The sequence below is a fragment of the Flavobacterium sp. SORGH_AS_0622 genome, from assembly GCF_030818825.1.
Classification (GTDB): domain Bacteria; phylum Bacteroidota; class Bacteroidia; order Flavobacteriales; family Flavobacteriaceae; genus Flavobacterium.
On record NZ_JAUTAX010000001.1, the window covers coordinates 792495 to 818818 of the forward strand.

Below are 26324 nucleotides of genomic sequence, written 5' to 3' on the forward strand. Positions count from 1 at the left end.
AAGTTTCAAGTTACGCAAAGAACCTGAAACTTGAAACCTGAAACTAATTTTTTTAATTCATCTCACTTAATCCGACAGCTTCGCCTTTTAAAGTTCCAGAAGTACAACTTGTGATTTTTACGTTTACGAAATCTCCAATTTTGTAATTTTCTTTTGGGAAAACTACCGTTATACTTTGAGAATTTCTTCCAGAGAATTCATCTTTAGATTTTTTAGAAACTTTTTCTACTAAAACTTCAACCGTTTTACCCACAAATTCTTCACTTCTAAGCCAAGCGTGTTTTTGCTGTAAATCAACAATTTCCTGTAACCTTCTGGCTTTTGTTTCTTCTTCCACATCATCTTTCATTTTTCTTCCGGCCAAAGTTCCTGGGCGTTCAGAATATGAATACATATAACCAAAATTATATTTTACATATTCCATTAAACTCATTGTGTCTTGGTGATCCTCTTCTGTTTCCGTTGGGAAACCGGCAATCATATCCTGCGAAATTGAGGCATCTGGAACAATCGCTCTAATTTTGTCAATCAAAGCCATATATTCTTCACGCGTGTGCAGACGATTCATTTCTTTCAGAATTCTGTTACTTCCAGATTGAACTGGCAAGTGAATGTGTTTACAGATATTTGGATATTTCGCAATAACGTGCAAAATACTTTCGTGCATATCCTGCGGATTAGAAGTCGAAAATCTAATACGCATTTTAGGAAAACCAACAGCAACCATTTCTAATAATTGGTCAAAATCGACTGCAGTAGCTTTTTGCATTTCAGAAGCATTTACAAAATCTTTTTTCAAACCGCCGCCGTACCACAAATAACTGTCCACATTTTGACCTAAAAGCGTAATTTCTTTAAAACCTTTATTCCATAAATCCTGAATTTCAGACATAATACTTTGCGGCTCACGGCTGCGTTCACGACCGCGCGTAAAAGGTACAACACAGAAGGTACACATATTATCGCATCCGCGGGTGATCGAAACCAAAGCTGTGATTCCGTTACTCATTAAACGAACAGGCGAAATATCTCCGTAAGTTTCTTCTTTTGATAAAATTACATTAATAGCGTCACGTCCTTCTTCAACTTCAGCCAATAAATTTGGAAGATCTTTATAAGCATCAGGGCCAACAACAAGATCAACTATTTTTTCTTCTTCCAGAAACTGACTTTTTAAGCGCTCAGCCATACAGCCCAAAACGCCTACTTTCATTTTCGGATTCGTACGTTTTACAGCATTATATTTCTCTAAACGCTTACGAATAGTCTGCTCAGCCTTATCTCGAATAGAACAGGTGTTAACCAAAACCAAATCAGCTTCTTCTAAAACAGAAGTTGTGTTATATCCTCCGTCATACAAAATGGAAGCTACGACTTCACTGTCCGAAAAATTCATCGCACAGCCGTAACTTTCTATAAAAAGTTTTTTAGTATTCTCAGGTTTATTTTCTAAAACAAGACTTTCGCCCTGCTTGCTTTCTTCAATAATCTTTTCCATTGTAAAATTTCAAAGTGCAAAGATAGCGTAAATACGATCATATGACAAGATGGCAGAGGAGAAATTTTAGATTTTAGTTCCGAAGCCTCGGGATAGATTGCAGATTGAAAGAATCCCAGAAAAAAGCTTTAGCTTTTTTTTAAGTAAAATCTAAAATCTAAAATCTAAAATCTAAAATCTAAAATCTATCCCGAGGCTTCGGAACTAAAATCTAAAATCTAAAATCTAAAATCTAAAATCTAAAATCTAAAATCTAAAATCTATCCCGAGGCTTCGGGACTAAAATTTAAAAGCACATTTAATAGGTCATAATCAATTAAAAGTTATACCTATATATATTATCGAGTTTATTACAGATAAATCTGCAATTTTAAGTTTCATAATATCAAAATACTTCAAAAATTCATTAGCAAGGTTAATATTTAAAAAAAATAGATACTTTTGTTGCAGAAAAATAGAGCAATGGCAAAGAATTTAGTAATAGTGGAGTCACCTGCAAAGGCGAAAACGATCGAGAAATTTCTTGGGAGCGATTTTCAGGTGGAGTCAAGTTATGGTCACATAGCAGACTTACCATCCAAAGAAATAGGAGTAGATGTAGAGAATGGTTTTAGACCTAAATATGAAGTTTCTCCGGATAAAAAAGCTTTGGTAAGTAAACTTAAGACACTATCTAAAAATGCCGAAATGGTTTGGTTAGCAAGCGATGAGGACCGCGAGGGAGAGGCTATTTCTTGGCACTTGGCGGAAGAACTGAAATTAGATACTAAAAAAACCAAAAGAATTGTATTTCATGAGATTACAAAATCTGCGATTCTAAAAGCAATCGATAATCCAAGAGAAATTGATTATAACTTAGTAAATGCGCAGCAGGCGAGAAGAGTATTAGACCGTTTAGTAGGTTATGAATTATCTCCGGTTTTGTGGAGAAAAATTAAAGGCGGACTTTCTGCTGGTCGTGTACAATCTGTTTCTGTTCGTTTGATTGTAGAAAGAGAACGCGAAATTCAAAACTTTACTGCAGTTGCTTCTTATTCTATAGTTGCAGAGTTTGTAAATGAAGCAGGAAAAGTTTTCAAGGCAAAACTGCCAAAAAACTTCAATACAAAAAAAGAAGCCGAAGATTTCTTAAATCAAAACATCGGTTCTAAATATAAGGTAGCCGATTTAGAAACTAAACCTACCAAAAAATCTCCAACATCTCCTTTTACAACTTCTACGCTTCAACAAGAGGCAGCAAGAAAATTGTATTTGCCAGTTGGAATCACGATGCAGTTAGCGCAGCGTTTGTACGAAGCTGGACTTATTACTTATATGAGAACGGACTCGGTAAATCTTTCTAAAGAAGCAATGGATGCCGCAGAAGCTGAAATCATAAAATCGTACGGAAAAGAATATTCAAAACCTCGTGTTTTTGCTAATAAAAACAAAGGAGCTCAAGAAGCCCACGAAGCAATTCGTCCGACTGATATGTCTCGTCATACAGTAAATATCGATCGTGATCAGGCTCGTTTATACGATTTGATCTGGAAAAGAACTTTGGCTTCTCAGATGAGCGATGCACAGTTGGAAAGAACAAATGTGAAAATTGAAGCTGATAATCACAGCGAAATTTTTACAGCTTCTGGAGAAGTTTTACTTTTTGAAGGTTTCTTAAAAGTATATCTTGAAGGTCATGATGATGACGAAGAAGAACAAGAAGGAATGCTTCCTGCATTAAAAGTAAATGAAAAGTTAGTAAATAACTATATTACAGCTACAGAACGATATTCAAGACCGCCTGCACGTTACACTGAGGCTTCTTTGGTAAAAAAACTAGAGGAACTTGGAATTGGCCGTCCTTCTACTTATGCGCCTACAATTTCAACAATTATCAATAGAAATTATGTTGAAAAAGGAACACTTGAAGGTCAGGAGCGTAATTATACACAACTTACATTACAAAATAGTAAGGTAGGTGAAAAACTGCTGAAAGAAAACACAGGTTCAGATAAAGGAAAATTAGTTCCAACTGATATCGGAACTATTGTTACTGATTTCTTAGTGAAAAATTTCGGAAACATTCTAGATTATAATTTCACGGCAAAAGTAGAACAGGATTTTGACGAAATTGCTGAAGGAAATATTGACTGGGCTAAAATGATGCAGGAGTTCTACAACCAATTTCATCCAAATGTGAAAGAAGTTGAAGCAAATGCTGAACGTGAAAGCGGCGAGAGAATTTTAGGAAAAGATGCAGATGGAAGACAAGTATCTGTTCGTTTAGGAAAATTTGGACCAATGGCTCAAATTGGAGAAGCGGATGATGAGGATAAAAAGTTTGCCAGCTTAATGGCAGATCAAAATATTGGAAACATTACACTCGAAGAAGCTCTAAATTTATTTTTGCTTCCAAAGAGTTTAGGTGAATATAAAGGAGAAGAAGTAGAAGTAAGCAACGGTCGTTATGGACCTTACGTTCGTCACGGAAGCGTTTTTATTTCGTTGCCAAGAGGAGAAGATCCGTTAAGTGTTTCTAAAGAAAGAGCAAAAGAGTTAATCGACGAAAAAGCACTTGCAGATGCGCCGATTGCAGTTTATAAAGGAGAAGCAGTTCAAAAAGGAGTGGGGCGTTTTGGTCCATTCATCAAATGGAACGGTCTTTTTATTAATGTGAATAAGAAATACAATTTTGATAATTTATCACAATCAGATGTTGAAGAACTTATTGAAGAAAAACTTCAGAAAAACATCGATAAAGTTATTCATAATTGGGAAGATGAAGGAATTGTAGTAGAAAAAGCCCGTTGGGGACGTTCTGTAATTCTAAAAGGAAAAATCAAAATTGAGTTGAGTAAAGATGTTGATGCATCGCAATTGACATTAGCTCAAGTTCAAGAAATGATTGCTGCTAAAACACCTGCAAAGAAAACGGCAGCTAAAAAAACAACAACTGCTAAAAAAGCACCAGCTAAAAAAACAGCTGCTAAAAAGAAATAAGTATAGATGGAATTTGATTTTCTAGAACCAGTTAATGATGCGATTGTAAAATTCGTCAGCGCACTGTCTTCACAAGAGCTTGGGAGTAAAGTTGTCTTTCACACCCAAGATCAGTTTCCTGATATTGAAAAAATTAATATAGCCATAGTTGGTGTTTTAGAAGATCGTACCAACATTAATATGGTTAATGAAGTTAATCTTTCGGCGGTACGTAAAAAGTTATATGGAATGTTTCCAGGCAACTGGGATGCATCGATTGCCGATTTAGGAGATATACTTGCCGGAGATTCAGTAGAGGATACTTATTTTGCAGTGAAGAAAGTTACAGCGGCATTAATTAAGAATAAAGTCATTCCTATAGTCCTGGGAGGTTCTCAAGATTTGACTTATGCTTTGTACCGTGCTTATGACGATTTAGAGCAGATGGTTAACTTAGTTGCTGTTGATAATAGGTTTGATTTTGGAAAGGAAAACGAATCAGTATCAGCTAATTCGTATCTGACAAAAATTATTATTGATGAACCAAATAATCTTTTTAATTATTGTAATATAGGATATCAGACGTATTATAATTCTCAAGAAGAGATTGATTTGATTGAAAAGTTGTTTTTTGATGCATATCGTCTGGGAGAAATTTCAAATAAAATAACCTTAGCAGAACCGGTTTTTAGAGATGCAGATTTAGTTAGTATTGATTTGAACTCTGTAAAGTCTTCTGCTTCAGGGAATACTGTTACTTTTGAGCCTAACGGATTCAACGGTAAAGAAATCTGTTCATTGGCAAGATACGCTGGAATTAGTGATAAAGTATCCTCTTTTGGAATCTTTAATCACAATAGTACAATGGCAGAATCGGTAATAATTTCTCAAATTGTATGGTATTTTATTGAAGGTTATCATTATCGCTCAAAAGAATATCCATTTGGAAGCCGAGCTAACTATTTAAAATATATCGTGCCTCTTGAAGATGAAGAATTGATTTTCTATAAAAGTGATAAAACTGACCGTTGGTGGATAGAAATTCCTTTTGAATCAAATGGCAACAATAAATTAAAAAGAAATACGTTATTACCCTGTTCTTATGACGAATATTTGTCAGCTTGCAATCAAGAATTGCCAGAAAGATGGTGGAAAGCACAGCGAAAAAACGCTTTGTAGCGAGAAAATTTAAGCGGAATCTTAAATTTTTAAAATTAATTAAAAAAAGTTAAAATAAATTAGTAAGAATATTGTTATAAACCATAAAAATTAACGTTTTACATCGATTTTTTGACACAGTTTATCGATAAAATATTTTTTTTTTATTTTATTTAACATTATTTTTGAACGGTAAAATAAATTTCGCAAGTAGTATTGTTTTTTAGATAAATAATAAATACGTTTACGGACTTTTAATAATGAATAGATAATCCCAAATTTATATGAAGAAGTTTATTGCATTTGCAGCAATGTTAACACTAGTAATCGGCTGTGGTAAGTCAGGTGACAAAGGTGAATTAGTTGGTGTTACAGGAGGGAAATGGCATCCCGAGAAGCCTTATGGAATGACATTAGTTCCGGGTGGATCTTTTATTATGGGTAAATCAGATGCTGATTTAGCTAACGTAGAAGATGCTCCAACTAAAACTGTAACTGTTCGTTCATTTTATATGGATGAAACTGAGATTACAAATAGTGAGTACCGTCAATTCGTAGAGTGGGTAAAAGATTCTACAATGAGAGTTCGTTTAGCAATCTTGGCTGATGAGACAGGACAGAAAGCTACTGACGGAAAAGGAAAAAAAGGCGGAAGTATTTCTGACTATGCTTTCAACGATTCTGATCCAGAAAAAATGACAGCTTATGATAAATATATGTACGATAACTATTATAGTGTTGGTACAAAAGATGATCCATATGCTGGAAGAAAATTAAACAGAAAAGTTAAACTAATTAAAGATACAAAAGCGTATCCAGATGAGTATTATGCTGAAGTAATGGACTCTATGTATTTACCAATTGAAGAATCATACAATGGTTTAAGAACAATTGATGTAAATAAATTGAAATTCCGTTATTCTTGGATGGATATTCAAGCTGCTGCAAAAGCTAAAGTTGGAAAAAGAAGTGATTTCGTAAAAACAGAACAGGTAAATGTTTATCCTGATACTGCAGTTTGGATTAAAGATTTTGCTTACTCATATAATGAGCCAATGCATAATGATTATTTCTGGCACAAAGCTTATGGAGAATATCCTGTAGTAGGTGTGACTTGGAAACAAGCAAAAGCATTTTGTGCTTGGAGAACTTTAAATAAAAATAGTTATATCAAATCTAAGAAAAAAGGGCGTGACTTAGTTAATGCTTTCAGATTACCAACTGAAGCAGAATGGGAGTATGCTGCAAGAGGTGGTCTAGAATCTGCTACTTATCCTTGGGGAGGTCCTTACACTAAAAGCGATAGAGGTTGTTTCTTAGCAAACTTTAAGCCAAGCAGAGGAGATTATGCTGCTGATGAAGCTTTATATACTGTTGAAGCGAAATCATACGACGTAAATGGTTACGGATTATATAACATGGCAGGAAACGTTTCAGAATGGACTGATTCTGCTTATAATCCAAATGCTTACGAATATGTTTCAACAATGAATCCAAACGTAATTGATGGTAAAAATCAAAGAAAAGTGGTTCGTGGAGGTTCTTGGAAAGATGTTGCTTACTTCTTACAAGTTAGTACTCGTGACCACGAATATGCTGATTCAGCTAGAAGTTATATCGGATTTAGAACTGTACAAGATTACATGGGAACTCAAGTAACTGGAAGCTCTAACAAAAGAAAGTAATTTATAATTTTATCAATATCCAACAAATCTATTTAAATTAAAACCTAAAAAAAAGTATTATGGCATTATTAAGTAAAAAAGCAATGAATTTCGCTTATGGTATGGGAGCGGCAGTGGTAATCGTTGGAGCTTTATTCAAAATTACTCACTTTGAAATTGGACCATTAACAGGAACAGTTATGCTTTCAGTAGGATTGGTTACTGAGGCGTTAATCTTTGCACTTTCTGCTTTCGAACCTGTTGAAGACGAGTTAGATTGGACTCTTGTTTACCCTGAATTAGCTAACGGACAAGCTAGAAAAAAAGAGGTTAAAGTTGAAGCTCCAACTGAAGCTCAAGGATTATTATCTCAAAAATTAGACACATTATTAAAAGAAGCTAAAATTGACGGTGAATTAATGTCAAGTTTAGGAAACAGCATCAAAAACTTCGAATCTGCTGCTAAAGGAATTGCTCCAACTGTAGATTCAATCGCAGGTCAAAAGAAATATTCTGAAGAATTATCTGTTGCTGCTGCTCAAATGGAATCATTAAACAGTCTATATAAAGTACAGTTAGAAAGCGCTTCTAGAAACGCTGAAGCTAACAAAGAAATCGCTGAAAACGCTTCTAAATTAAAAGAGCAAATGCAATCTATGACTGCAAACATTGCTTCTTTAAACAGTGTTTACGGTGGTATGCTTTCTGCAATGAGTAACAAAGGATAATTAGTTTTTAACTAATATTAAATTTATTAATAAAGAACTAATTAGAAAAAAATGGCAGGAGGAAAATTAACCCCTAGACAGAAGATGATTAACCTGATGTATCTGGTTTTCATCGCAATGTTAGCAATGAACGTATCAAAAGAAGTTATTTCTGCTTTTGGTTTGATGAATGAAAAATTTGAAAGTGCAAATACAAGTTCAACAGAAACAAATGCAGGTTTATTAACATCTTTAGATCAAAAAGCTGCTGAAGCAAAAGGAGAATTCGCTATTGCTGCAGTTACAGCTCATAAAGTTGAAGCAATTACAAAAGATTTTTATGATTATATAGCTACTTTAAAAGCTCAGGCAGTTAAAGGTTTCGAAGTTGATAAAGAAACTGGAAAAATGCCTTATGAGTCAATGGATAGAGGAGATAATATCGACGACTGGTTTACAGGAGACGGTTACACTAAAAAAGGTAACGAAATTATTTCTAAAATCGAAAAATACAAAGCAGATATTAAAGGTGCTTTAGGAACAGACAAAAAATACGCGGCAATTATTGCTGAGGTTGAAAAGAAATTTGATGTTTCTGATGTAAAGAACAAAGAAGGAATTAAAGAAAAGTATTTAGCTTATCACTTCAAAGGTTTTCCTGCAATCGCATCTGCTGCAAAACTTTCAACTTGGCAGAATGATGTTAAAAAAGTTGAAACTGATGTTTATAACAGCGCATTAGGAAAAGCTGCAGTTGCTGCTGCTTCTTACAGTAATTATCAAGCAATTGTTGTTTTAGACAAAAATGCATATTTCCAAGGTGAAAAAGTTACAGGTAAAGTTGTTTTAGGTCGTTATGATGAAAACACTAAACCTACTTCATTCCAAGGTCCAGGACAAATCGTAAACGGACAAGCTGTTATCTCTTTAACTGCTGGTGGAGTTGGAGAACAAGATATCAATGGGCAATTTACTTTCTTAGAAGATGGAAAAAATATTCCATTAAAATTCTCTGGAAAATATGTTGTAGTTCCAAGACCAAACTCTGCTACAATTTCTGCAGATAAAATGAATGTTGTATATAGAGGAGTTGTTAACCCAATCTCTGTATCATTCGCTGGTGTTGACGCTAACAAAATCGTTGCTAGTGCTCCAGGATTATCTTCAGCTGGAAAACCAGGAAAATATAACATGAGCCCAGGTCAAGGTACTGAAGCTACAATTTCTGTAACTGGTACATTACCAAACGGTGATAAAGTAACAGACAAGAAAACATTCAGAATTAAAGGTATTCCTGGTCCAACAGGAACAATTAGAGGAGAAATGGGTGTTGTAAAAGGACCTAAATCTAACCTTGAGATTGCTACTATTGGAGCTAAACTTCTTGATTTTGATTTTGAGGTTGGTTTAGATGTTGTTGGATTCAATATGAAAATTGCTGGACAACCTACAGTTGTTGTTTCAGGAAACAAAATGAATGCACAATGTAAACAAGTACTTTCAAGAGCAGGTAAAGGAGACCAAGTTACTATTTCTGAAATTAAAACTAAACTGGTAGGTGCAGGTAGTTATTTATTGCCAAGAACTGCTCCAGTAATTTACGAAATACAATAATAAAGTAGTGTAAGCTACGTTCAATATCTTATAATGATACCACGATGAAAGTAAGAAATTTTTTAATAGCCGTTGTTTCTATCGCTGGAGGTTTTGCTTCTAATGCGCAATCTAATTTGCTTAACGCAAAAACGCCTGATCAGATTGGACTTAAAACTCCTGCTCAACTTATATCTGACAATGATAAGCCTTTGGCTTATGGTTATGTAGATGATAGAGATATTTTGATGGGAAAAACTACTTGGGAAATCATTGATTTAAATGAAAAAATCAACTTTCCATTATACTTTCCTGTAGATACAGCTAATATTGGTGCTAATAGACGTTCTCTTTATGACGTTTTGACTAAAGCTATTAAAGGTGGAAAAGTAACAGAAGTGTATACTGATAGTTATTTTAATACCAAAAAATCTATGAAAGATATCGAAGGATCATTATCTCGTATTGATACAACAGATGCAGGTAGAGAGTTAATTAACCAATATCCAGATGACTACAAATCACGTGTTGTGAAGAAAAAAGTAGTAACAGGTAAAGGTAAAAATAAAAGTGTTTCTTATGTTGAAGAAACGGTTGGACCAACAAGAACGGTTCCTGCTGAATACATTTTGAAACAAGATCTTACGGCTGCAGATGTTACTCAGTATAAAATTAAAGGATACTGGTATTTTGATAAACGTCAAAGTGAATTGAAGTATCGTTTACTTGGAATTTGTCCAGTAACTCCAGACGTTTATACAATGAATAGTGATGAAAAGGATTATATTGAATTATTTTGGGTATTCTTCCCAAATGCCAGAGAAGCTCTGCATGAAGCAAAAGCTTTCAATGATAACAATTCAGCTCTTCCAATCTCTTTTGATCAGATTTTAAATTCAAGACGTTTTAATGCTGTTGTTTACAAAGAAGAGAATCTTTATGGAGACAGAGCTATTAGCGATTACATGAAAGACAATGCTCAAAATCAATTGTTAGAATCTGAAAGAGTGAAAGAGAAAATTCGCAATTTCGAACAAGATATGTGGAACTACTAAGTTGATACATAACATAATAATTAAAAAACTCTTATTACATTTGTAGTAAGAGTTTTTTTTATGTAATAAATTAAAAAAGCTTTTAAGCTGAATTAAAAGCTTTCAAAATTATAATAATTTATTTATGTAAGAAAAATAACAATATTTATAATAAATTTTCGTTTAATGTCTTGTAATAAATATTATGATGAAAATAAGAAATTTTTTAATAGCTATTGTTTCCATCGCTGGAGGCTTAGCTTCTAATGCGCAGTCTAATTTACTTAATGCAAAAACTGCAGATCAGATAGGAATTAAAACACCTGCACAGATGGTATCTGATAACGATAAGCCCCTTGCTTATGGTTATGTAGATGATAGAGATATTTTGATGGGGAAAACTACTTGGGGAATCATTGACTTAAATGAAAAAATCAACTTTCCATTATATTTTCCTGTGGATACTGCTAACATTGGCCCCGATAGACGCTCACTTTACGATGTTTTGACGAAGGCTATAAAGAATGGTAGAATAACGGAAGTTTATGCAGACAGTTATTTTAATACAAAGAAATCTTTAAAAGACATTGAAGGGGCATTATCTCGTGTAGATACAACAGATGCAGGTAGAGAATTAATCAATCAATATCCAGATGACTACAAAACACGTGTGGTTAAGAAAAAGATTGTTACTGGTACGGGAAAGAACAAAAAAGTAACGTATGAAGATCGAACAGTTGGACCAACTAGAACTGTTCCTGCTGAATATATATTGAAGCAAGATCTTACTGCAGCAGATGTTAGTCAATATAAGATTAAAGGATTTTGGTATTTTGATAAACGTCAGAGTGAATTGAAATATCGTTTACTTGGCATTTGTCCGGTAACCCCAGATGTTTATACCATGAATAGTGACGAGAAGGATTACATTGAATTGTTTTGGGTATTTTTCCCGAATGCGAGGGAAGTTTTACACGAGGCTAAAGCCTTTAATGATCAAAATTCAGCACTTCCAATTTCATTTGATCAAATATTGAATTCGAGAAGATTTAATGCGGTTATTTATAAAGAAGAGAATATGTACGGAGATCGTGAGATCAAAGATTATATTCGTGACGATGCACAGAGTCAGTTATTAGAATCAGAAAGATTAAAAGAAAAGATACGTAATTTCGAGCAAGATATGTGGAATTACTAAGTACTCAAATCAAATTATAGAAAAACTCTTGCTACCTTTGTAGTAAGAGTTTTTTATTTATACACTTCGCAATGCTTGATTATTTAATCGTCGGATCTGGATTGGCTGGAATTTCTTTTGCCGAAACTGCACTTAAAAACAATAAAACTATTTTGGTTTTGGATAACAAATCGCAAAACTCATCTAGAGTAGCAGGAGGTTTGTACAATCCTGTTATTCTAAAGCGTTTTAGTGAAGTGTGGAAGGCACAAGAACAATTAGTTCTCATGAATGAATTCTATGACCAGGTAGAAGATAAATTAAAAGAGAAATTCAATTTTAAAATGCCGGTTTTAAGAAAGTTCTTTTCAATTGAAGAGCAGAACAACTGGTTTGCAGCTTCCGATAAAATTAATTTGGCACCTTTCCTATCTACCAAATTAATTACTAAGAAATATAATAGTATCGATTCTCCTTTTGATTATGGAGAGGTTTTGCATACTGGTTATGTTAAGACTGCTTTATTATTAGATAGTTATAGAGAATATTTGCTTGAAAATAATTTATTACTTGAGGATTCTTTTCACAGCAGTTTCCTAGAGATTTTAGATTCTGGGATTCAATATAAAAATATCAAAGCGCGTCATATTATTTTTGCAGAAGGTTTCGGAATGCATAAAAATCCGTATTTCAATTACCTGCCTCTGGATGGTACAAAAGGAGAATTATTTATTATAAAAGCACCAAAATTAAATATTGATGTAATTGTAAATACCAGTGTTTTCATTTTACCGCTGGGTGGAAATTTGTTCAAAGTAGGTGCGACGTACAATTGGCAGGATAAAACAGATACACCCACAGAAGAAGGTAAACAAGAACTTCTAGAGCGTATAAAAGAAATTATTACGTGTGATTTTGAAATTGTAAAGCACTTTGGAGGAGTACGACCTACCGTTTCGGATAGAAGACCTCTTTTGGGAACACATGAAGTTTATAAATCACTACACATCCTCAACGGACTTGGTACCCGCGGCGTAATGCTGGGTCCGGCAATGGCCAAAGCTTTATACGATCATATCGAAAACAATATTACTCTAGATCGAGAAGCAGATATTAAGCGATTTCATAAAAGATATTTAAAAAGTATTATTTCTGACCGGCCTTAGGATCATAAGAAACAAACATATTTATATATAAGTTTCTAGAAAGGCGCAGCACAAAAGGAAATAAAACAACTAAAGTCAGAATAATTGATACAAACGATTGTTCGATAGTAGCTCCAAAAAAGACAAAAGAAACAATAAATGCGGCAATTCCAACAGCGACATTTAGTCCGTAGCTTACATACATTGCGCCATAAAAAAACGAAGGTTCAATTTGATATTTAAATCCACAATGACTGCATTTTTCGTTCATTTTTAGAACTTTAGTCAAATGAAGCGGATTTTTGTCTTCATACATGCTTTCTTTTTGGCATTTTGGACAACTTCCTGTTAAAATACTATTTAGTTTGGATCCTTTTTTTAACATTTGCAAAAATTTTGATCAAAGGTACATTTTTACGCCTTTATTTCTTGTAACAACAGTCACAAATTATGCTTAACATACACAATCTTTCGGTTTCTTTTGGAGGAACATATTTATTTGAAGAAGTTACTTTTCGTTTAGGTGCAGGAGACCGAGTTGGTCTTGTGGGTAAAAACGGAGCAGGTAAATCTACAATGCTAAAAATGCTGGCAGGAGATTTTAAACCAGACTCAGGAGTTATTTCGCAAGAGAAAGATATCAGAATGGGTTTTCTACGTCAGGATATTGATTTTGAGCAGGGAAGAACTGTGCTGGAAGAAGCATATGAGGCTTTTACAGAGATCAAAATTGTAGAAAAGAAATTAGAAGAAATCAATCATCAATTGGTTACAAGAACCGATTATGAGAGTGAAGAATACAGTCAGATTATCGAAGACTTATCTGATTATACACATCGCTTTGAGCTTTTAGGCGGTTATAATTATGTTGGAGATACAGAGAAAATCCTTTTAGGTTTAGGTTTTAAAAGAGAAGTCTTTAATAATCAAACCGAAACATTTTCTGGAGGTTGGAGAATGCGTATCGAATTGGCAAAATTACTTTTGCAGTCAAATGACGTATTGCTTCTAGATGAGCCAACCAACCACTTAGATATCGAAAGTATTATTTGGTTAGAGAGTTTTCTTCGTAATTATCCTGGCGTTGTGGTGATTGTATCGCACGATAAAATGTTTTTGGATAATGTTACCAACCGAACAATCGAAATTTCTTTAGGAAAAGCATACGACTTTAATAAGCCCTATTCTCAATATTTAGAATTACGCCATGAAATTCGCGAAAAGCAATTAGCAACTCAAAAAAATCAGGCGAAAAAAATTGAAGAAACAGAAAAATTAATCGAGAAATTCCGTGCCAAAGCTTCAAAAGCATCGATGGCGCAGTCGTTGATTAAAAAATTAGATAAAGTAGAAAGAATCGAAGTTGATGAAGATGATAACTCTGTAATGAACATCTCTTTTCCAGTTTCAAAAGAACCGGGGAAAGTTGTAATCGAAGCAGAAAATGTTACCAAAAGCTACGGAGACAAAACGATTCTAAAAGATATTAGTTTATTAGTAGAAAGAGGCAGTAAAATTGCATTTGTTGGACAAAACGGACAAGGTAAATCTACTTTCATCAAAGCATTGGTAAACGAATTTGAGTACGAAGGAAACATCAAATTAGGGCATAATGTTCAATTGGGTTACTTCGCACAAAATCAGGCCGAATACTTAGATGGCGAAATCACTTTGCTGCAAACTATGGAAGATGCTGCGACTGATACAAATCGTATGAAAGTTCGCGATATGTTAGGTTCGTTTTTATTCCGTGGAGACGATGTCGAGAAAAAAGTAAAAGTACTTTCTGGAGGAGAACGTAACCGTTTGGCACTTTGTAAATTACTGTTACAGCCAATCAACGTATTACTGATGGATGAGCCGACAAACCACTTAGATATCAAATCTAAAAATGTTTTAAAAGCCGCACTTCAAAAATTTGGAGGAACACTGTTATTGGTTTCTCACGACAGGGATTTTCTTCAAGGAATGTCGAACATTGTTTATGAATTCAAAGATCAAAAAATCAGAGAATATTTGGGAGACATCAACTTTTTCTTAGAACAGCGTAATCTAGAAAACATGCGCGAAGTAGAGAAAAAAGATGTTGTAAAAACGACAGCTCCAAAAGAAAATAACAAAACATCATACGAAGACCAGAAAAAAGGAAAAGCACTTCAAAACAGATTAAGTAAAATCGAAAGCCAGATTCAGCAATTAGAAAAAGACATTCAGCACGACGATAAACTACTGGCTTCTAATTATGATAAACATATAGAAGACGCCTCATTTTTTACAGCTTACAACAAAAAGAAAAAAGATTTAGATCAGTTACTTTTAGATTGGGAAGTCGTTCAAGAAGAAATTGATAATTTTAGTGCATAATATAATTTTTCGGGAGCTGATCCAGCTTTCCGTTTCAAGTCCTCATAAAAAAAGCAAAGTTTCTAATGTTCTAAAAAGAGCTTCCGTTGGTCGCTTTTTTAGAACAAGAAACCTTTGCTTTTTTTATTCCGGGCTTTCCACTGCAATCTGGGCTAGAAAAAGTTTCAGGTTTCAGGTTTCAAGTTGGTAAAAAACCTAAAACCTAAAACAAACTACTTAATGATCCCAATAGACCTCGAATGCTCAATCGCTTTACTGCTGTCTTTAAAATAGCAAACTGAGACATTTAGGCTTTCAAGGTTTTTAAGAATTTTTTGAACTTCTTTTTTCTGATATTTACCAGTCTGCCTAATGTAAACAGCGATCACGGTAACGGGAAATATTTTGCAGATTCGTTCATACAATACAGGATCATGCTGGGAATCATCGCCCATTAAAATATATTTGAGAGTAGGGTAGAATTCTACAACGTGTTTTATTTTTTCAAATTTATGATCGTGATTCCCTCTTCCGCTCATAAAAAAATCCGTAATTCCTCTTTTGATATCTTTAAGCAGCACAACCGCCTTTGGCAGTTTATTAATTCGGGTAAATTTTGCAATAAATCGATATAAATTCCATTCACTGCTCGAAACATAGAAAAAAGCATTTGCCTCTTCTGGATTCTCTCTTCCTGACTGGCTCAACGCCTGATAATGCGAAACAACATCTTTAAAAACCTTTCTGTCGTTTACATTTCTAAAAAGTAAAATATAGATTTTTCTAAAGAAATTATTGGTGTGCGAGATCAAAAAAGTATCATCGATATCTGATATAATTCCGAGTTTGCCTTTATGGGGTCTTATAAAACTGCCTTTGCAGCTCGTTTTTATGTCATTGTATTTCAGGCTTACTTCATAAGGCATCCAGCCAAAATGCGTTTCCTTTTCAAGCGGAATACAAAATTTAAAATAACCATCATCTAAAGTTTTGGTGTGAATTATTTCCTCATTATAATGAAGATAAACATCAAAATTTTTAATGGTTTTTATTCGGAATAATTTGAGAATCGAGGTGGCATTTTTTAACTTCTTTTTTTCAAAATCGTAATTGTGTTCTCTTCTTAAAACATGCCCCATCACAATTAATTCTTGCTCATTTGCATAACCTCGATATAATTGTAGAATTGGTTTCATTAATTACGTATATTTAGGTAACTGTAAATTACTTAAATTAATTGGTTTTAAAAATAAAATTTTGAAAAAGAATATACTATTTATTGTAAATCCGATATCTGGAGATCTAGACAAATCGGATTTAATTGAATCTGTTGAAGAATTTGCGTCGACACATCATTTTAATCTGGAGGTTTATGAAACCACAGGAAAAAACGATTTAAAAGCAATACAAACTATATATAAGCAGCATAATCCTGAACGAATTGTTGTAGCAGGAGGCGATGGAACTATAAAAATGGTTGCAGAAGCAATGGAAGATCACGACGTCATAATCGGTATTCTGCCAGCTGGCTCTGCAAACGGACTTTCGGTAGATCTGGATCTTCCAGCCGGAATCGAAGAGAACCTTAAAATAGCCTTTTTAAACAACTATATCGAAATGGACATGATTTGCATCAATGGCAAAAAAAGTATTCATTTAAGCGATCTTGGTTTAAACGCAAACTTGGTAAAAAACTACGAAGAAAGTGATGTGAGGGGTTTTTGGGGATATGCATTACAAGCTTTTACAACTCTTAAAGAGGCAGAAGAACCATTTGTAGCAACTATTACGGCAAACAACAAAACAGTTCAGCACGTTGCAAGAATGATTGTAGTTGCCAACTCGCAGAAATATGGAACAGGAGTAATCATAAATCCTAATGGTTCTATGAATGACGGAAAGTTTGAATTGGTAATTTTAAAAAGCCTGGATTTACTTTTAATTGGAAAAATTATTACGGGAAATATGCCAATCGATTCTGATGATATTGTCATTATTTCAACAGACAAAGCCACTATAGAAACAGATTATCCAGTAAATTTTCAGATTGACGGAGAATATTGCGGGGCACAGAAATCTTTAGAAATTCATATTTTGCACAAGCAAATGAAATTGGCTGTTCCTTAGCGGTAAAGTGTATTATTTAAAAGGATTTCTTTCCTGCCATTCTGTTTTTGGTTCCAGATAATTAAAAAACCTAGAAATGTTATGGTTAATCAATGCATTGCTATGTGTAATTAAACCATACATTTTTACAGGTTTTGCTCCAACAGAACTTTTAATTTCAAGTGCCGTTCTAGCAAAAACAATTTCTCTGAAACCTTTTTTAATAGAATAGGCAATCATGTCGTACAGCATATTTAAGTACAGCATTTTTTCGCGCTGTACACTTTCATCATAGCCTAAAAAGTAGGTGTCCATTACATCGCCGTTTTTAATCAAAGTGTTGAAACCAATTAATTTTTCGTCTAAAAAATAACCATATAGCAAAAAGTTCTCACCCATTATTTCTTTAAAAAAGCTAAAATGATTTCGAGCTAGAAAAAAAGTATTGAAAGGAGCGTTTTTGGCAACGTGAAAATACAAGTCATAAATAACATCTTCATATTTTTTAATGTCATCTAAAAACATTTTTTGTTTCAAGATACCGTCAGATTTTTTTCGGGCGCGTTTGTATTGGTCACGGTATTTTTTAGATAAAGCATCAATATAATCTTGTTCTGTTTCCCAATTTTTAGGAATTTCAAAAATCATATTCGGCTGTGTCGAAAACGTATAGTTATTTTTGAATTCAGCTTGTAAAGGTTCTATTTCTTTCGCAGTAAAATCTTTTATACTCGTTATATGAACTTTTTTTCCGCTTTCCTTTAAATCTTTTTTAAGCTGATTGATAGCTTTATGAAGTGTTTTAATAGCTTTTGACTGCTTGATATTTTTATCAAAAACAAAAGCATTCTGACCAGTAAGCATATTATTGCCAATGAATAAAACATGCGATGCAAAATTCTTTAAAGCAAAATTTCGAACAGATGTTTTTAAGCATTTATCACGCTCCCCAAACGATTCTAGTTTTTCGGCAAATAAAAACTGCGTTAAAACAATTCCAATCAGTTTTTCTTCTTCAAAAATTCCGATAAAATGACAAGTCATATTAACTGGAGAAGAGTTTTCCAGAACTTCGAGATATTCTCGCGTTAAAAAAATATTATCAGCAGCAAGCAAATTCCATTCTACAGGCAGTAATGAAGCGCTTTTGTAAATCTGGAAAGAATAGGTTGTATTCAAGAGAGTGAACTAATTTCGTCAAAATTAGATAATATTTGCAATAACTCATTTTCTTTAAGTTATTATTAAGAAAAACCCGTTTGACTTTAGGTTTCAAACGGGTTATATATTTTTTTATTTATGCGAAACCGCAGATAATTCCGCCCATTAAAGTCAGCGTAACTATCCAATAACCAGCGTGAATAAATATGTATTTCCAAGATTTTCTTTCAAACAAACCATTAATTCCAATTAGGGGAAACGCAAAAAACAACCCAGACATAAATCCGTGAAGCGCGCCGTGTTTGAAAGTTCTGTACGCCATTCCGTAATCTGCCATAAAAGCAGCGAATGATGGTTTTGCACTGTCAATTAACGGTGGTCCGCCAACCATACCCACCGCGCCAGACTGATGAATTGTCAACGACATTAAAGTCATCGTAATCATTAAAGAAAAAATGTACGTTAATCCAAAGATTTTAATCATACTGCCTTTTCTTAATTCTTCTTGAGTAAGATTATTTTCTTTCATCCAGATCGTTCCGAATACTTTCGGATTATACCAAATAAATCCAACAACAAGAGTGACAATTGCTGCTAAAAGAAGTGCAACGAAGTTAATTTCCATAATATGAGGTTTTTAGAATTAGTTAGTCAAATGTAATCAAAAAAATAATTCACATCTATTATTTAATAAAGGAAGAATAAATCGTATTAATTATTTACTTATTAACAGTTTGTCGACATTATGTGCATTATATCTATGAAATGCATAATTTAGTCGAAGAATTAAAAACTAAAATCTATCATTAAACTTTAGCGTTTTTTACCAATCCGCTAGTTTTTGTTTTATTCAGTCGAAATCCATAAATCTTGAAAATAAATTACAATAGTTACCCAAAATTAATCGTGCTTATGAATGAATTTTACACTCGTTAAAAAAGTTGATTAAATATATTTAGTTAATTGCTGAAACCGTAATTCGTTACGGTTTTTTGTTTTTAGAATTTAAAGGGTATTAAAAAAAATAACATTTAATTTAGAAAGGATTTTTTATGTTTGTCCAAATTTTTTATAACTTTAATATAACTATTCCAAGAAGCAAAAACCGATTGATGGTCGGTATTATTAATCACTTAATAAACAGAAATTATGACACTACAATACCAAGGTGAACAATACGGAAAGTCAACAACTTTTACAATAAGAATTATTGGTAATAACTTATCAAAAAGCAGTTCAAATTATCAAATTGACCTTTTGGTTGGAGATAAAAAACTGCCAACTTTTACAAGTGAAATTCACCAAAGTCTTTCTAATTGTTTAAAAGAGATTTATTTGTTCAGAAAACATAACGGAATCAAATTTGATGAATCAACAGAAAAGATTGTTTCGCTTTATGTTCCGTATGATAAGGTTTTGTATAACTACAATAAATATGCTTTGTTTAGAGCATAATTTTTCTCAAAATATTAATATGAAAAAGGCCTTTTGAAAAAGGTCTTTTTTTGTTTTAAATAGAAACAAAAAAGCTCCAGATTTCTCTGAAGCTTTTATTATGACTAAGTAGTCCGTGGGGGAATCGAACCCCCCTTACCAGGATGAAAACCTGGCGTCCTAACCGATAGACGAACGGACCTGCTTTTGTAATGCGGGTGCAAAACTATAACTAATTTTCAAATATACAAGTGTCTTTTAGAAAAAAAATGTTTTGTCATTTTGATAACTTCAAATTTTGCAGTTGTAAATGGTAAATAAATGAGATTGATTTAAATGTATTTGTTTGATTAGTAGTTGATTGTTTTTTATCAAAAAAATGATATTTATTATATGACAATTTTTGTGAATATTAAAAAAATATTGGTTTAAATATGTTTTGAAAGAATATTCCTTTAAAAATTTAGGATTGTTTTTTTTAAGTCCTAATGAAAGAGTTCAACTAGGTCTAAAGGCAACAACAATATCCATAAAAAAAAGATCAAACATTTTTAAAGTTTGATCTTTTGTAATTTAATTTTATGTAGTCGCAGTACTATTTGCTGTCAAATTCCCTGCGGTTATAAAAAGTATCATCATCTGATAGAAAGCTGGAATCATTTTCAGGATAATAAGATTTCATTACACTTCTTTCGTAATTTCTGTCAAAATTATGCTGTCTGCTATATCTGCTTGTATGTCTAAATGTATCATATCCTATGGTATTGGCCATTACAGTTTTCGTGTCTTTATTAATGCTAACAGATCCAATAGGTACAATAATGTGACTGTCTCCATCCTGATAGATAAATTCCTTTCCATTGTCGTTTGCTATTGCATCGTGTACTTCATTTCGGCTATCGTCTATTAATGTTTTATCGATTTTTACGTCTAAGTAGACAACGCGCTGCATATCTTTATTAACCCACAGATTATCAATTGTACCTATAGTGCGGTTATCAGCATCTACAATTTTCCATCCTCTTACGTCTGAATAATTGGAAGCAATCTTATAATCAGAAAGTTCGTCGAGTCTGTATAAATTTCTATGTTTATTTTCCATAAATTCTTTTTTTAATATTATATATTCATATGTATGCTGCATATAACTGCAACAAACTTTTAGCAGATATGTAAAAAATGTCTTGTACAAAGCTTTAATAGATGTACAAAGCAATTAATTCCTGCTTTTTCTTAATAATGTTTATTGTCCACTTGTAGTGTTTTCAACTTCTACATTGTTTTCAGTTGTAGTTTCATGATCTTGTACAAATATGTAGTAAACAAGCGCTGCTATGATTAGCACTACTGCAATCCATGGCCATATCGGCTTCTTTTTCTCAATTTTAATCTCTGCCATAACGTATTTTTTTTGATTATAGAATAGTTTTTAATTACTATTAAAGGTACAAATGAGAAAAGATTCGAAAGTATTTAATTTCAGCAGGATGTTACACAATTCCCAGTAGAGTAATTGATTATCAGAAGGCAAGGTTTTATTTTAAGTAGTATTAGCTTTGAGGGAATGTTTTTTTTCGTAATTTAAAGTTTTATAATATCTGTAGAGATGATCATAAATAATAAGCTCATACATTCTTTGGTTAGAGGTATATTGGCGGTTAATCATCATATGTATATGACTTGCTAAAAAGTCATAAAGATCGATTTGAATTGCATTTTTTATTTCTAAGATTTTCCCTGCGGTTTGATTTTGTTTTTCTTCGATTAATTCGTAAAAATCAGGGATATTAGATCTATTTTGTCCTTTTATATAATACTTTACTTCGTTAGATAATTCTCTGTATTTTTTATCAAGTTCTTTTTTTAATATTTTATCTGCCTCAAATTCTTCCTTAAACAAGTGCTGTAAAGTTTGCATTAGACTGAACTTCTCTGACGCAGATAAATAAAAAGAATTTAAAAGAGAGTCGATCGAGCAAAAACTAAATAAAAGTGCCATTTCTTTTTTTTGAAATGTTTTCTTTAGCGAAATATATTTAATCATCATTTCACTATCCTTCCAAAATAAAAATTCGGAATCTTCAACAGTGGTTTCACCGTATCTTTCTATTTCTCTTTTATAAGTATCCGTTTGAATTTTCCACGCTAAATTTTTCTGAAGCAGATCATTCAGAATTGGATAAAGCATATTAATTAATTTTGATAGATCTTTTTTGTTTTCCAATAAAAATCGGATTCTAAAATGTGTGTCATTATCTTGGTATCGAATGAAGAACCATTTTTGAATGATTTTTTTCTTTTTTAATTGTAAAATAGCAGGATATAATTTTTCAAGTAAAATAAGATCTGTTGTTTTCGCTCCTGTGTAAATTTTATAGTAAAGCCATTCACTCCCTAAACAAAAATTTCTCTGCATTTATAATTGTTCTTTAAAAAATGATAATATAAATTGGTTGCTAAATCCTTCTTCCTTATTATTTTTTACAATAGGTTCTTCCGTAAATAGAAATTCTTCCAGAATAATTTTGTCTCTCTTTCCAGCTGACTTTAAAAACAATTGAATTCCAATTTCTGTTTGAAAATTTAAAAGAAGTGTATTGTCTGAATTGACCCAGTTTACGAGATATGGAATACCTCTGTTGCTTCTCCAAAGCGAGAATGCTTCCAATAGATCTTTACCAATTAATTTAAAAAATGGAGCCATTTCTTCTTTAGCAATATGCCATTTCGCTTTCGAAAGTATAATTTCTTTATATTTTACTCTCGGAAAATAATTGTAATGAGACTCTAAAATTCCCCAGCTAAAGCTAGATATTGGTCTTGTATTCTGCCCCTGCAAATCGCATAAAAAATGATAGACAGGCAGTGAATTAGTACTAAAGTTATGGGCGTTTGAAAGGCAGGGAATAACTTCTTTATTGAGTTTTTTAGAATAGAGTTTAATTTCATCGTTTCTCACAGAGACAAATAAATCATTTAACTCAATAGTGTTTTCTTTTTCAGTACCTGAATTCGCCAGATAGGCAATTTCATAATTTCTTAAAACAGGTCTTCGCAATATATTACCTGTTCTGGATTGTGGAATATGAACAATTTCAGCTAGAATTTTATCATGATGGTATTCTTGTTCTTTTTCTGTAATTTTTTTAGTAAGTTGGTGAATATCAGTGTTTCCGTTGCAAAATCTGCCCAAGAATTTTGCTGCGCTAATATCTCCTGAAGATTCAATTGCCAGCTTTTGATTACTGTATATCTCAATCATTGCAGAGAATGTAGCGGGAATCTTATCCAGATTAGTATCAAAATAAGGAAAATCACTTTCATGTAATTCTATTTTGTTCTTTTTTTTTGAAATACACTCTTGAAGTTTTTTTTCTAGAATAGAATCGTATGAAGTCCAGCTCTGAGTCTCATTTTTGCTCTTTTTACGTTTAAAAGTAAAAGCTTCGAGGATCTCATGCGAATCATTCATTTCATGATTTACAGGATAGCCTAATCCGCAATCTGTATCTAAAACAGCCATAAGAGGCATTTGCTGTGTTTCATATCTTTCAGAAAATGCTTTGATAAACATCTTGAGATTATGAGGTTTTTTTGCAGGATGTATACCGTTTAAAAAATAAAGGCCCTTGATAACCTTTTCTGAAATAGCAGTATTTAAACTATTTGTTATAGAAGTTATGTTTAAATCAGTTTGTAAAAGATATTTTTCATCATATTCAAACTTTTTTTTGAAAATATTTTCTTTAATTTCTTTGTACTGATTTTCTGTTGGAATCATAGAAAGATCCAAATCTAAAACTTGTTTATTCAGTTCCTTTAAAAATTGATATTCCTCTTCCAGATCTGGGATGTTTTTTAAAATGGACACAACGCGATCAAAATCGTTACAGCCAGTTACAGCGGCTTCTATTTCGCTTACTAAAAACTGGAAATCTATAAGATGTATAATGAAATCTAGAGCCTCTTCTTTTTGAGAATCATCATCTGCTAAAATAGAAACCATTTCGTCTACAGTTAATCCTGATTTTATTTGATTTATTATCTCATTTAAAGCTTCAGTTTTTCGTAAGGATGTAATAGTATGTTCGCGCTTTGTCTTTATGTATTTGTATTCTATATATCTATAAAAATCACCAAATTCATAAATAGAAGAATTTGGAAAATATTTTAAATTATAAATTGCTTTTTCTCGTTTGGTGATATTTTGCAGCAATGCTACCCAGAACTGCATGTCTAATTGAGTGAATCTTTTGTGGTTTTCAGGTAAATCTAATTTTATATTGCTTTCGACATCTATTTTCCCAACCGAGCATCCAGCAAAAAGGCCAAAAGGCGTACATCTTGAAGACATTCTTGCAATATATTTGAGTAATGTAAATTCTAAAGCTGATTTTTCATTAGAAGAATCAGCTTTAGAATTTTCCCATTTGTTAAGCTCATTTACCAGTTCTGGAGATGCTAGATTTAACGCTTCTTTTACTAGTGTATTTTTGTAAATAGAAATTGCCTTTTCACAATTATAATTTTTGAGAAGATGCAAATAAAAAGGAATGGGGAATAAAGGGGTTCTCAGTATATATTGTGAAAAAGAAGAAATTTTAAACTTTGGTTTCATTTCTTCTTTTTGCTAACTTTTTCGGCTAATAGCATAGCATTATAAACATTTAGAACTTTTCCTGATTTTGATAATTCTGAAAACGGGACTTTTTTGTCTTTTGTTCCTGGTAAAATAACCTCTATGTCATATGGAGTTCCAGAATCTATAATGATTTGTTTGACTTCTTTTGCGGTAAGTTTAGGATTATATAGCCATATTAATGCTGCCGTTCCTGACACCATTGGTCCAGCAAATGATGTACCGGAATCAAATATGTAACGATTATTGGTAATTGTAGAATATATTTCATCTCCGGGAGCAAATAGGTCTACATTATGTTTTCCGTAATTAGAAAAGTCAGAAACAAAAGTAATATCAAGTTTATGTGTAATAGATCCTACATTAAGAAAATTAGGATTCATTTCATTGAAATTTTCAAAATCAGTATCATTTGGGTAGAAAGGGTTTTTGTCTATGTCAAATCCATCGTTTCCTGCACAATGAATAAGAAGAACATTATGTTCTTCGGCATATTTAAATGCCTCTTCGACCCATTCTTTATGTAAAGAAAACTCTTTACCAAAAGACATATTAATTATTTTAGCACCATTATCGACAGCATAATGTATTGCCATAGCAACATCCTTGTCTTGTTCATCCCCTACAGGAATAATACTTAAGGGCATAATCTTTACATTTTGTGCAATTCCTTTAATTCCAATATTATTTTCTCTGTTGGCAGCAATTACTCCTGAGACTTTGGTAGAATGTTCCTGTACAGATTGATATTCTGTTTTATTATTTACATTATTATTACCATAACCTTTTTCCAAAACATTAGGATTATCGGCTATTAATAAACGATCGTTGTAATTTTTATTTATGTTTCTCTTTACAACAGAATCGAGATAAGCTTGCTGATCTTTCACATCTTTGAAAGTTTTTTGATCAACTTCCAGATTAACCATAATATAGCAAATTAATGCTCCTAGATCCTTATCATTATCATCGCGTCTCTGTCTATATGTTTTATCGTTTATCTTGTATTTTTTATATAAACTATCTAATTGATTGTATGTATAATCTTCTTTAGGGAAAAAATATTTTAAAGTATCTTTTACCAAAGGATAAATAGCAACGTCATGATCCAGAGATTTTAACCAGTTTTTATAATATTTATTTTCTTCTTCTAACTTTTTTAAAGCTCTATTATATTCTTTATATTTAGATAAATCTTTAGCCTCAATTTGAGCCTCTGTTTTATCTTTAAATGATGGTTCCCAATCTCTTACCAGACGTGTATACTCATAATTACCCCATACAAGATAACCTCCTTTTTTGGTTCCTTTAAAATTCCATCCGTTTATATCATCTATATAACCATTGTGGTCATCATCAACGCCATTGTTTGGGATTTCCTTATCGTTGATCCAAAGTTGTCCTTGTAAATCTTCATGATTTATATCAATTTGAGTGTCAAGTACAGCTACAATAATGTTTTTACTTTTTGGTTTCTTTTTATTAGATGCATACCATTTATCTAATGAAATACCAGGTATACCATCTAAAACCAGATCTTTCTGATACCAAGTTTGCATTTCTTTATTAGAGAGTTCTTTTTTAACAGAATTCCTTGTCGTTGAATTTAAATCTTTTTTGCTTTTGCATCCGACAAATAACAAAAGAAGCAAAATAAAAAATAGTATATGTTTCATTGCTGGCTTTGATTTTTTAAATGTGATGTAT

Annotated in this window: 21 protein-coding genes and 1 tRNA gene; 11 read left to right on the forward strand and 11 right to left on the reverse strand. The window is 32.5% G+C overall.

All coding sequences use genetic code 11. The features are described 5' to 3' along the window. Positions 1-52 precede the first annotated feature (52 nt). Complete coding sequence (gene miaB, locus QE431_RS03485; RefSeq protein ID WP_307292661.1) at positions 53-1498, reverse strand: tRNA (N6-isopentenyl adenosine(37)-C2)-methylthiotransferase MiaB; 1446 nt, start codon at positions 1496-1498, stop codon at positions 53-55. Positions 1499-1960: 462 nt separating this feature from the next. Here miaB and topA point away from each other — a divergent pair, with 462 nt between their 5' ends. The 8 genes from topA (at position 1961) to QE431_RS03525 (ending at position 12955) form a co-directional block, all read left to right on the forward strand. After that, entirely contained in the window at positions 1961-4477 is a 2517-nt protein-coding gene (gene topA, locus QE431_RS03490; protein ID WP_307292663.1) for a type I DNA topoisomerase, read from the forward strand. Between the two features lie 6 nt (positions 4478-4483). Next, positions 4484-5635, forward strand: a complete 1152-nt coding sequence (locus tag QE431_RS03495; RefSeq protein ID WP_307292665.1) for a formimidoylglutamase — start codon at positions 4484-4486, stop codon at positions 5633-5635. Positions 5636-5898: 263 nt separating this feature from the next. Next, positions 5899-7299: a gliding motility lipoprotein GldK gene (gene gldK / locus QE431_RS03500; protein ID WP_134139488.1), complete on the forward strand. Its 1401-nt coding sequence runs from the start codon at positions 5899-5901 to the stop codon at positions 7297-7299. Between the two features lie 59 nt (positions 7300-7358). Next, on the forward strand, positions 7359-8006 hold the full coding sequence (gene gldL, locus QE431_RS03505) for a gliding motility protein GldL (protein WP_057117158.1): 648 nt from the start codon (positions 7359-7361) through the stop codon (positions 8004-8006). Between the two features lie 51 nt (positions 8007-8057). Next, complete coding sequence (gene gldM, locus QE431_RS03510) at positions 8058-9599, forward strand: gliding motility protein GldM (RefSeq protein WP_057117157.1); 1542 nt, start codon at positions 8058-8060, stop codon at positions 9597-9599. A 44-nt stretch (positions 9600-9643) separates the two neighbouring features. Next, positions 9644-10633: a gliding motility protein GldN gene (gldN, locus tag QE431_RS03515; RefSeq protein WP_057117156.1), complete on the forward strand. Its 990-nt coding sequence runs from the start codon at positions 9644-9646 to the stop codon at positions 10631-10633. 187 nt (positions 10634-10820) lie between these two features. Then, positions 10821-11810: a gliding motility protein GldN gene (gene gldN / locus QE431_RS03520; RefSeq protein WP_307300499.1), complete on the forward strand. Its 990-nt coding sequence runs from the start codon at positions 10821-10823 to the stop codon at positions 11808-11810. A 71-nt stretch (positions 11811-11881) separates the two neighbouring features. Next, positions 11882-12955, forward strand: coding sequence for an FAD-binding oxidoreductase (locus QE431_RS03525; RefSeq protein ID WP_307292671.1), 1074 nt, complete (start codon positions 11882-11884; stop codon positions 12953-12955). Here the strand turns inward: QE431_RS03525 and QE431_RS03530 are convergent. Beyond that, a complete protein-coding gene (locus tag QE431_RS03530; RefSeq protein WP_057117153.1) occupies positions 12936-13319 on the reverse strand; it encodes a DUF983 domain-containing protein in 384 nt (127 codons plus the stop codon). The genes QE431_RS03525 and QE431_RS03530 overlap by 20 nt on opposite strands. Before the next feature lie 65 nt (positions 13320-13384). Here QE431_RS03530 and QE431_RS03535 point away from each other — a divergent pair, with 65 nt between their 5' ends. Beyond that, a complete protein-coding gene (locus tag QE431_RS03535; protein WP_134139507.1) occupies positions 13385-15298 on the forward strand; it encodes an ABC-F family ATP-binding cassette domain-containing protein in 1914 nt (637 codons plus the stop codon). 212 nt (positions 15299-15510) lie between these two features. On the opposite strand, the gene QE431_RS03540 is transcribed toward QE431_RS03535, so the two are convergent. After that, positions 15511-16473, reverse strand: a complete 963-nt coding sequence (locus QE431_RS03540) for an App1 family protein (protein WP_057117133.1) — start codon at positions 16471-16473, stop codon at positions 15511-15513. A 61-nt stretch (positions 16474-16534) separates the two neighbouring features. Between QE431_RS03540 and QE431_RS03545 the strand changes: the two genes are divergently transcribed. Continuing rightward, the gene (locus tag QE431_RS03545) at positions 16535-17404 is read left to right on the forward strand and encodes a diacylglycerol kinase family protein (protein ID WP_134139508.1); all 870 of its coding nucleotides are present in this window, start codon (positions 16535-16537) and stop codon (positions 17402-17404) included. A 12-nt stretch (positions 17405-17416) separates the two neighbouring features. Here the strand turns inward: QE431_RS03545 and QE431_RS03550 are convergent, their stop codons facing one another. Then, positions 17417-18562, reverse strand: a complete 1146-nt coding sequence (locus QE431_RS03550) for a GNAT family N-acetyltransferase (protein ID WP_057117131.1) — start codon at positions 18560-18562, stop codon at positions 17417-17419. Between the two features lie 118 nt (positions 18563-18680). Continuing rightward, positions 18681-19169, reverse strand: coding sequence for a DUF1761 domain-containing protein (locus QE431_RS03555; RefSeq protein ID WP_057117130.1), 489 nt, complete (start codon positions 19167-19169; stop codon positions 18681-18683). A 524-nt stretch (positions 19170-19693) separates the two neighbouring features. On the opposite strand from QE431_RS03555, the gene QE431_RS03560 reads away from it, so the two are divergent. Next, positions 19694-19999 carry a hypothetical protein gene (locus tag QE431_RS03560; RefSeq protein WP_057117129.1) on the forward strand — a complete coding sequence of 102 codons (306 nt, stop codon included), beginning with the start codon at positions 19694-19696 and terminating at the stop codon, positions 19997-19999. 109 nt (positions 20000-20108) lie between these two features. On the opposite strand, the gene QE431_RS03565 is transcribed toward QE431_RS03560, so the two are convergent. From QE431_RS03565 to QE431_RS03590, 6 genes are all read right to left on the reverse strand, one after another. Then, a tRNA-Glu gene (locus tag QE431_RS03565) sits at positions 20109-20180 on the reverse strand. 393 nt (positions 20181-20573) lie between these two features. Next, complete coding sequence (locus tag QE431_RS03570) at positions 20574-21080, reverse strand: PRC-barrel domain-containing protein (protein ID WP_134139512.1); 507 nt, start codon at positions 21078-21080, stop codon at positions 20574-20576. A gap of 141 nt (positions 21081-21221) precedes the next feature. After that, complete coding sequence (locus QE431_RS03575) at positions 21222-21377, reverse strand: hypothetical protein (RefSeq protein ID WP_166669266.1); 156 nt, start codon at positions 21375-21377, stop codon at positions 21222-21224. 141 nt (positions 21378-21518) lie between these two features. Further along, complete coding sequence (locus tag QE431_RS03580; RefSeq protein ID WP_307292686.1) at positions 21519-22394, reverse strand: thiopeptide-type bacteriocin biosynthesis protein; 876 nt, start codon at positions 22392-22394, stop codon at positions 21519-21521. Further along, a complete protein-coding gene (locus tag QE431_RS03585; RefSeq protein ID WP_307292688.1) occupies positions 22395-24596 on the reverse strand; it encodes a lantibiotic dehydratase family protein in 2202 nt (733 codons plus the stop codon). Next, entirely contained in the window at positions 24593-26293 is a 1701-nt protein-coding gene (locus QE431_RS03590; protein ID WP_307292690.1) for a S8 family serine peptidase, read from the reverse strand. Before QE431_RS03590 ends, QE431_RS03585 begins: the two co-directional genes overlap by 4 nt. Between the last annotated feature and the right edge of the window lie 31 nt (positions 26294-26324).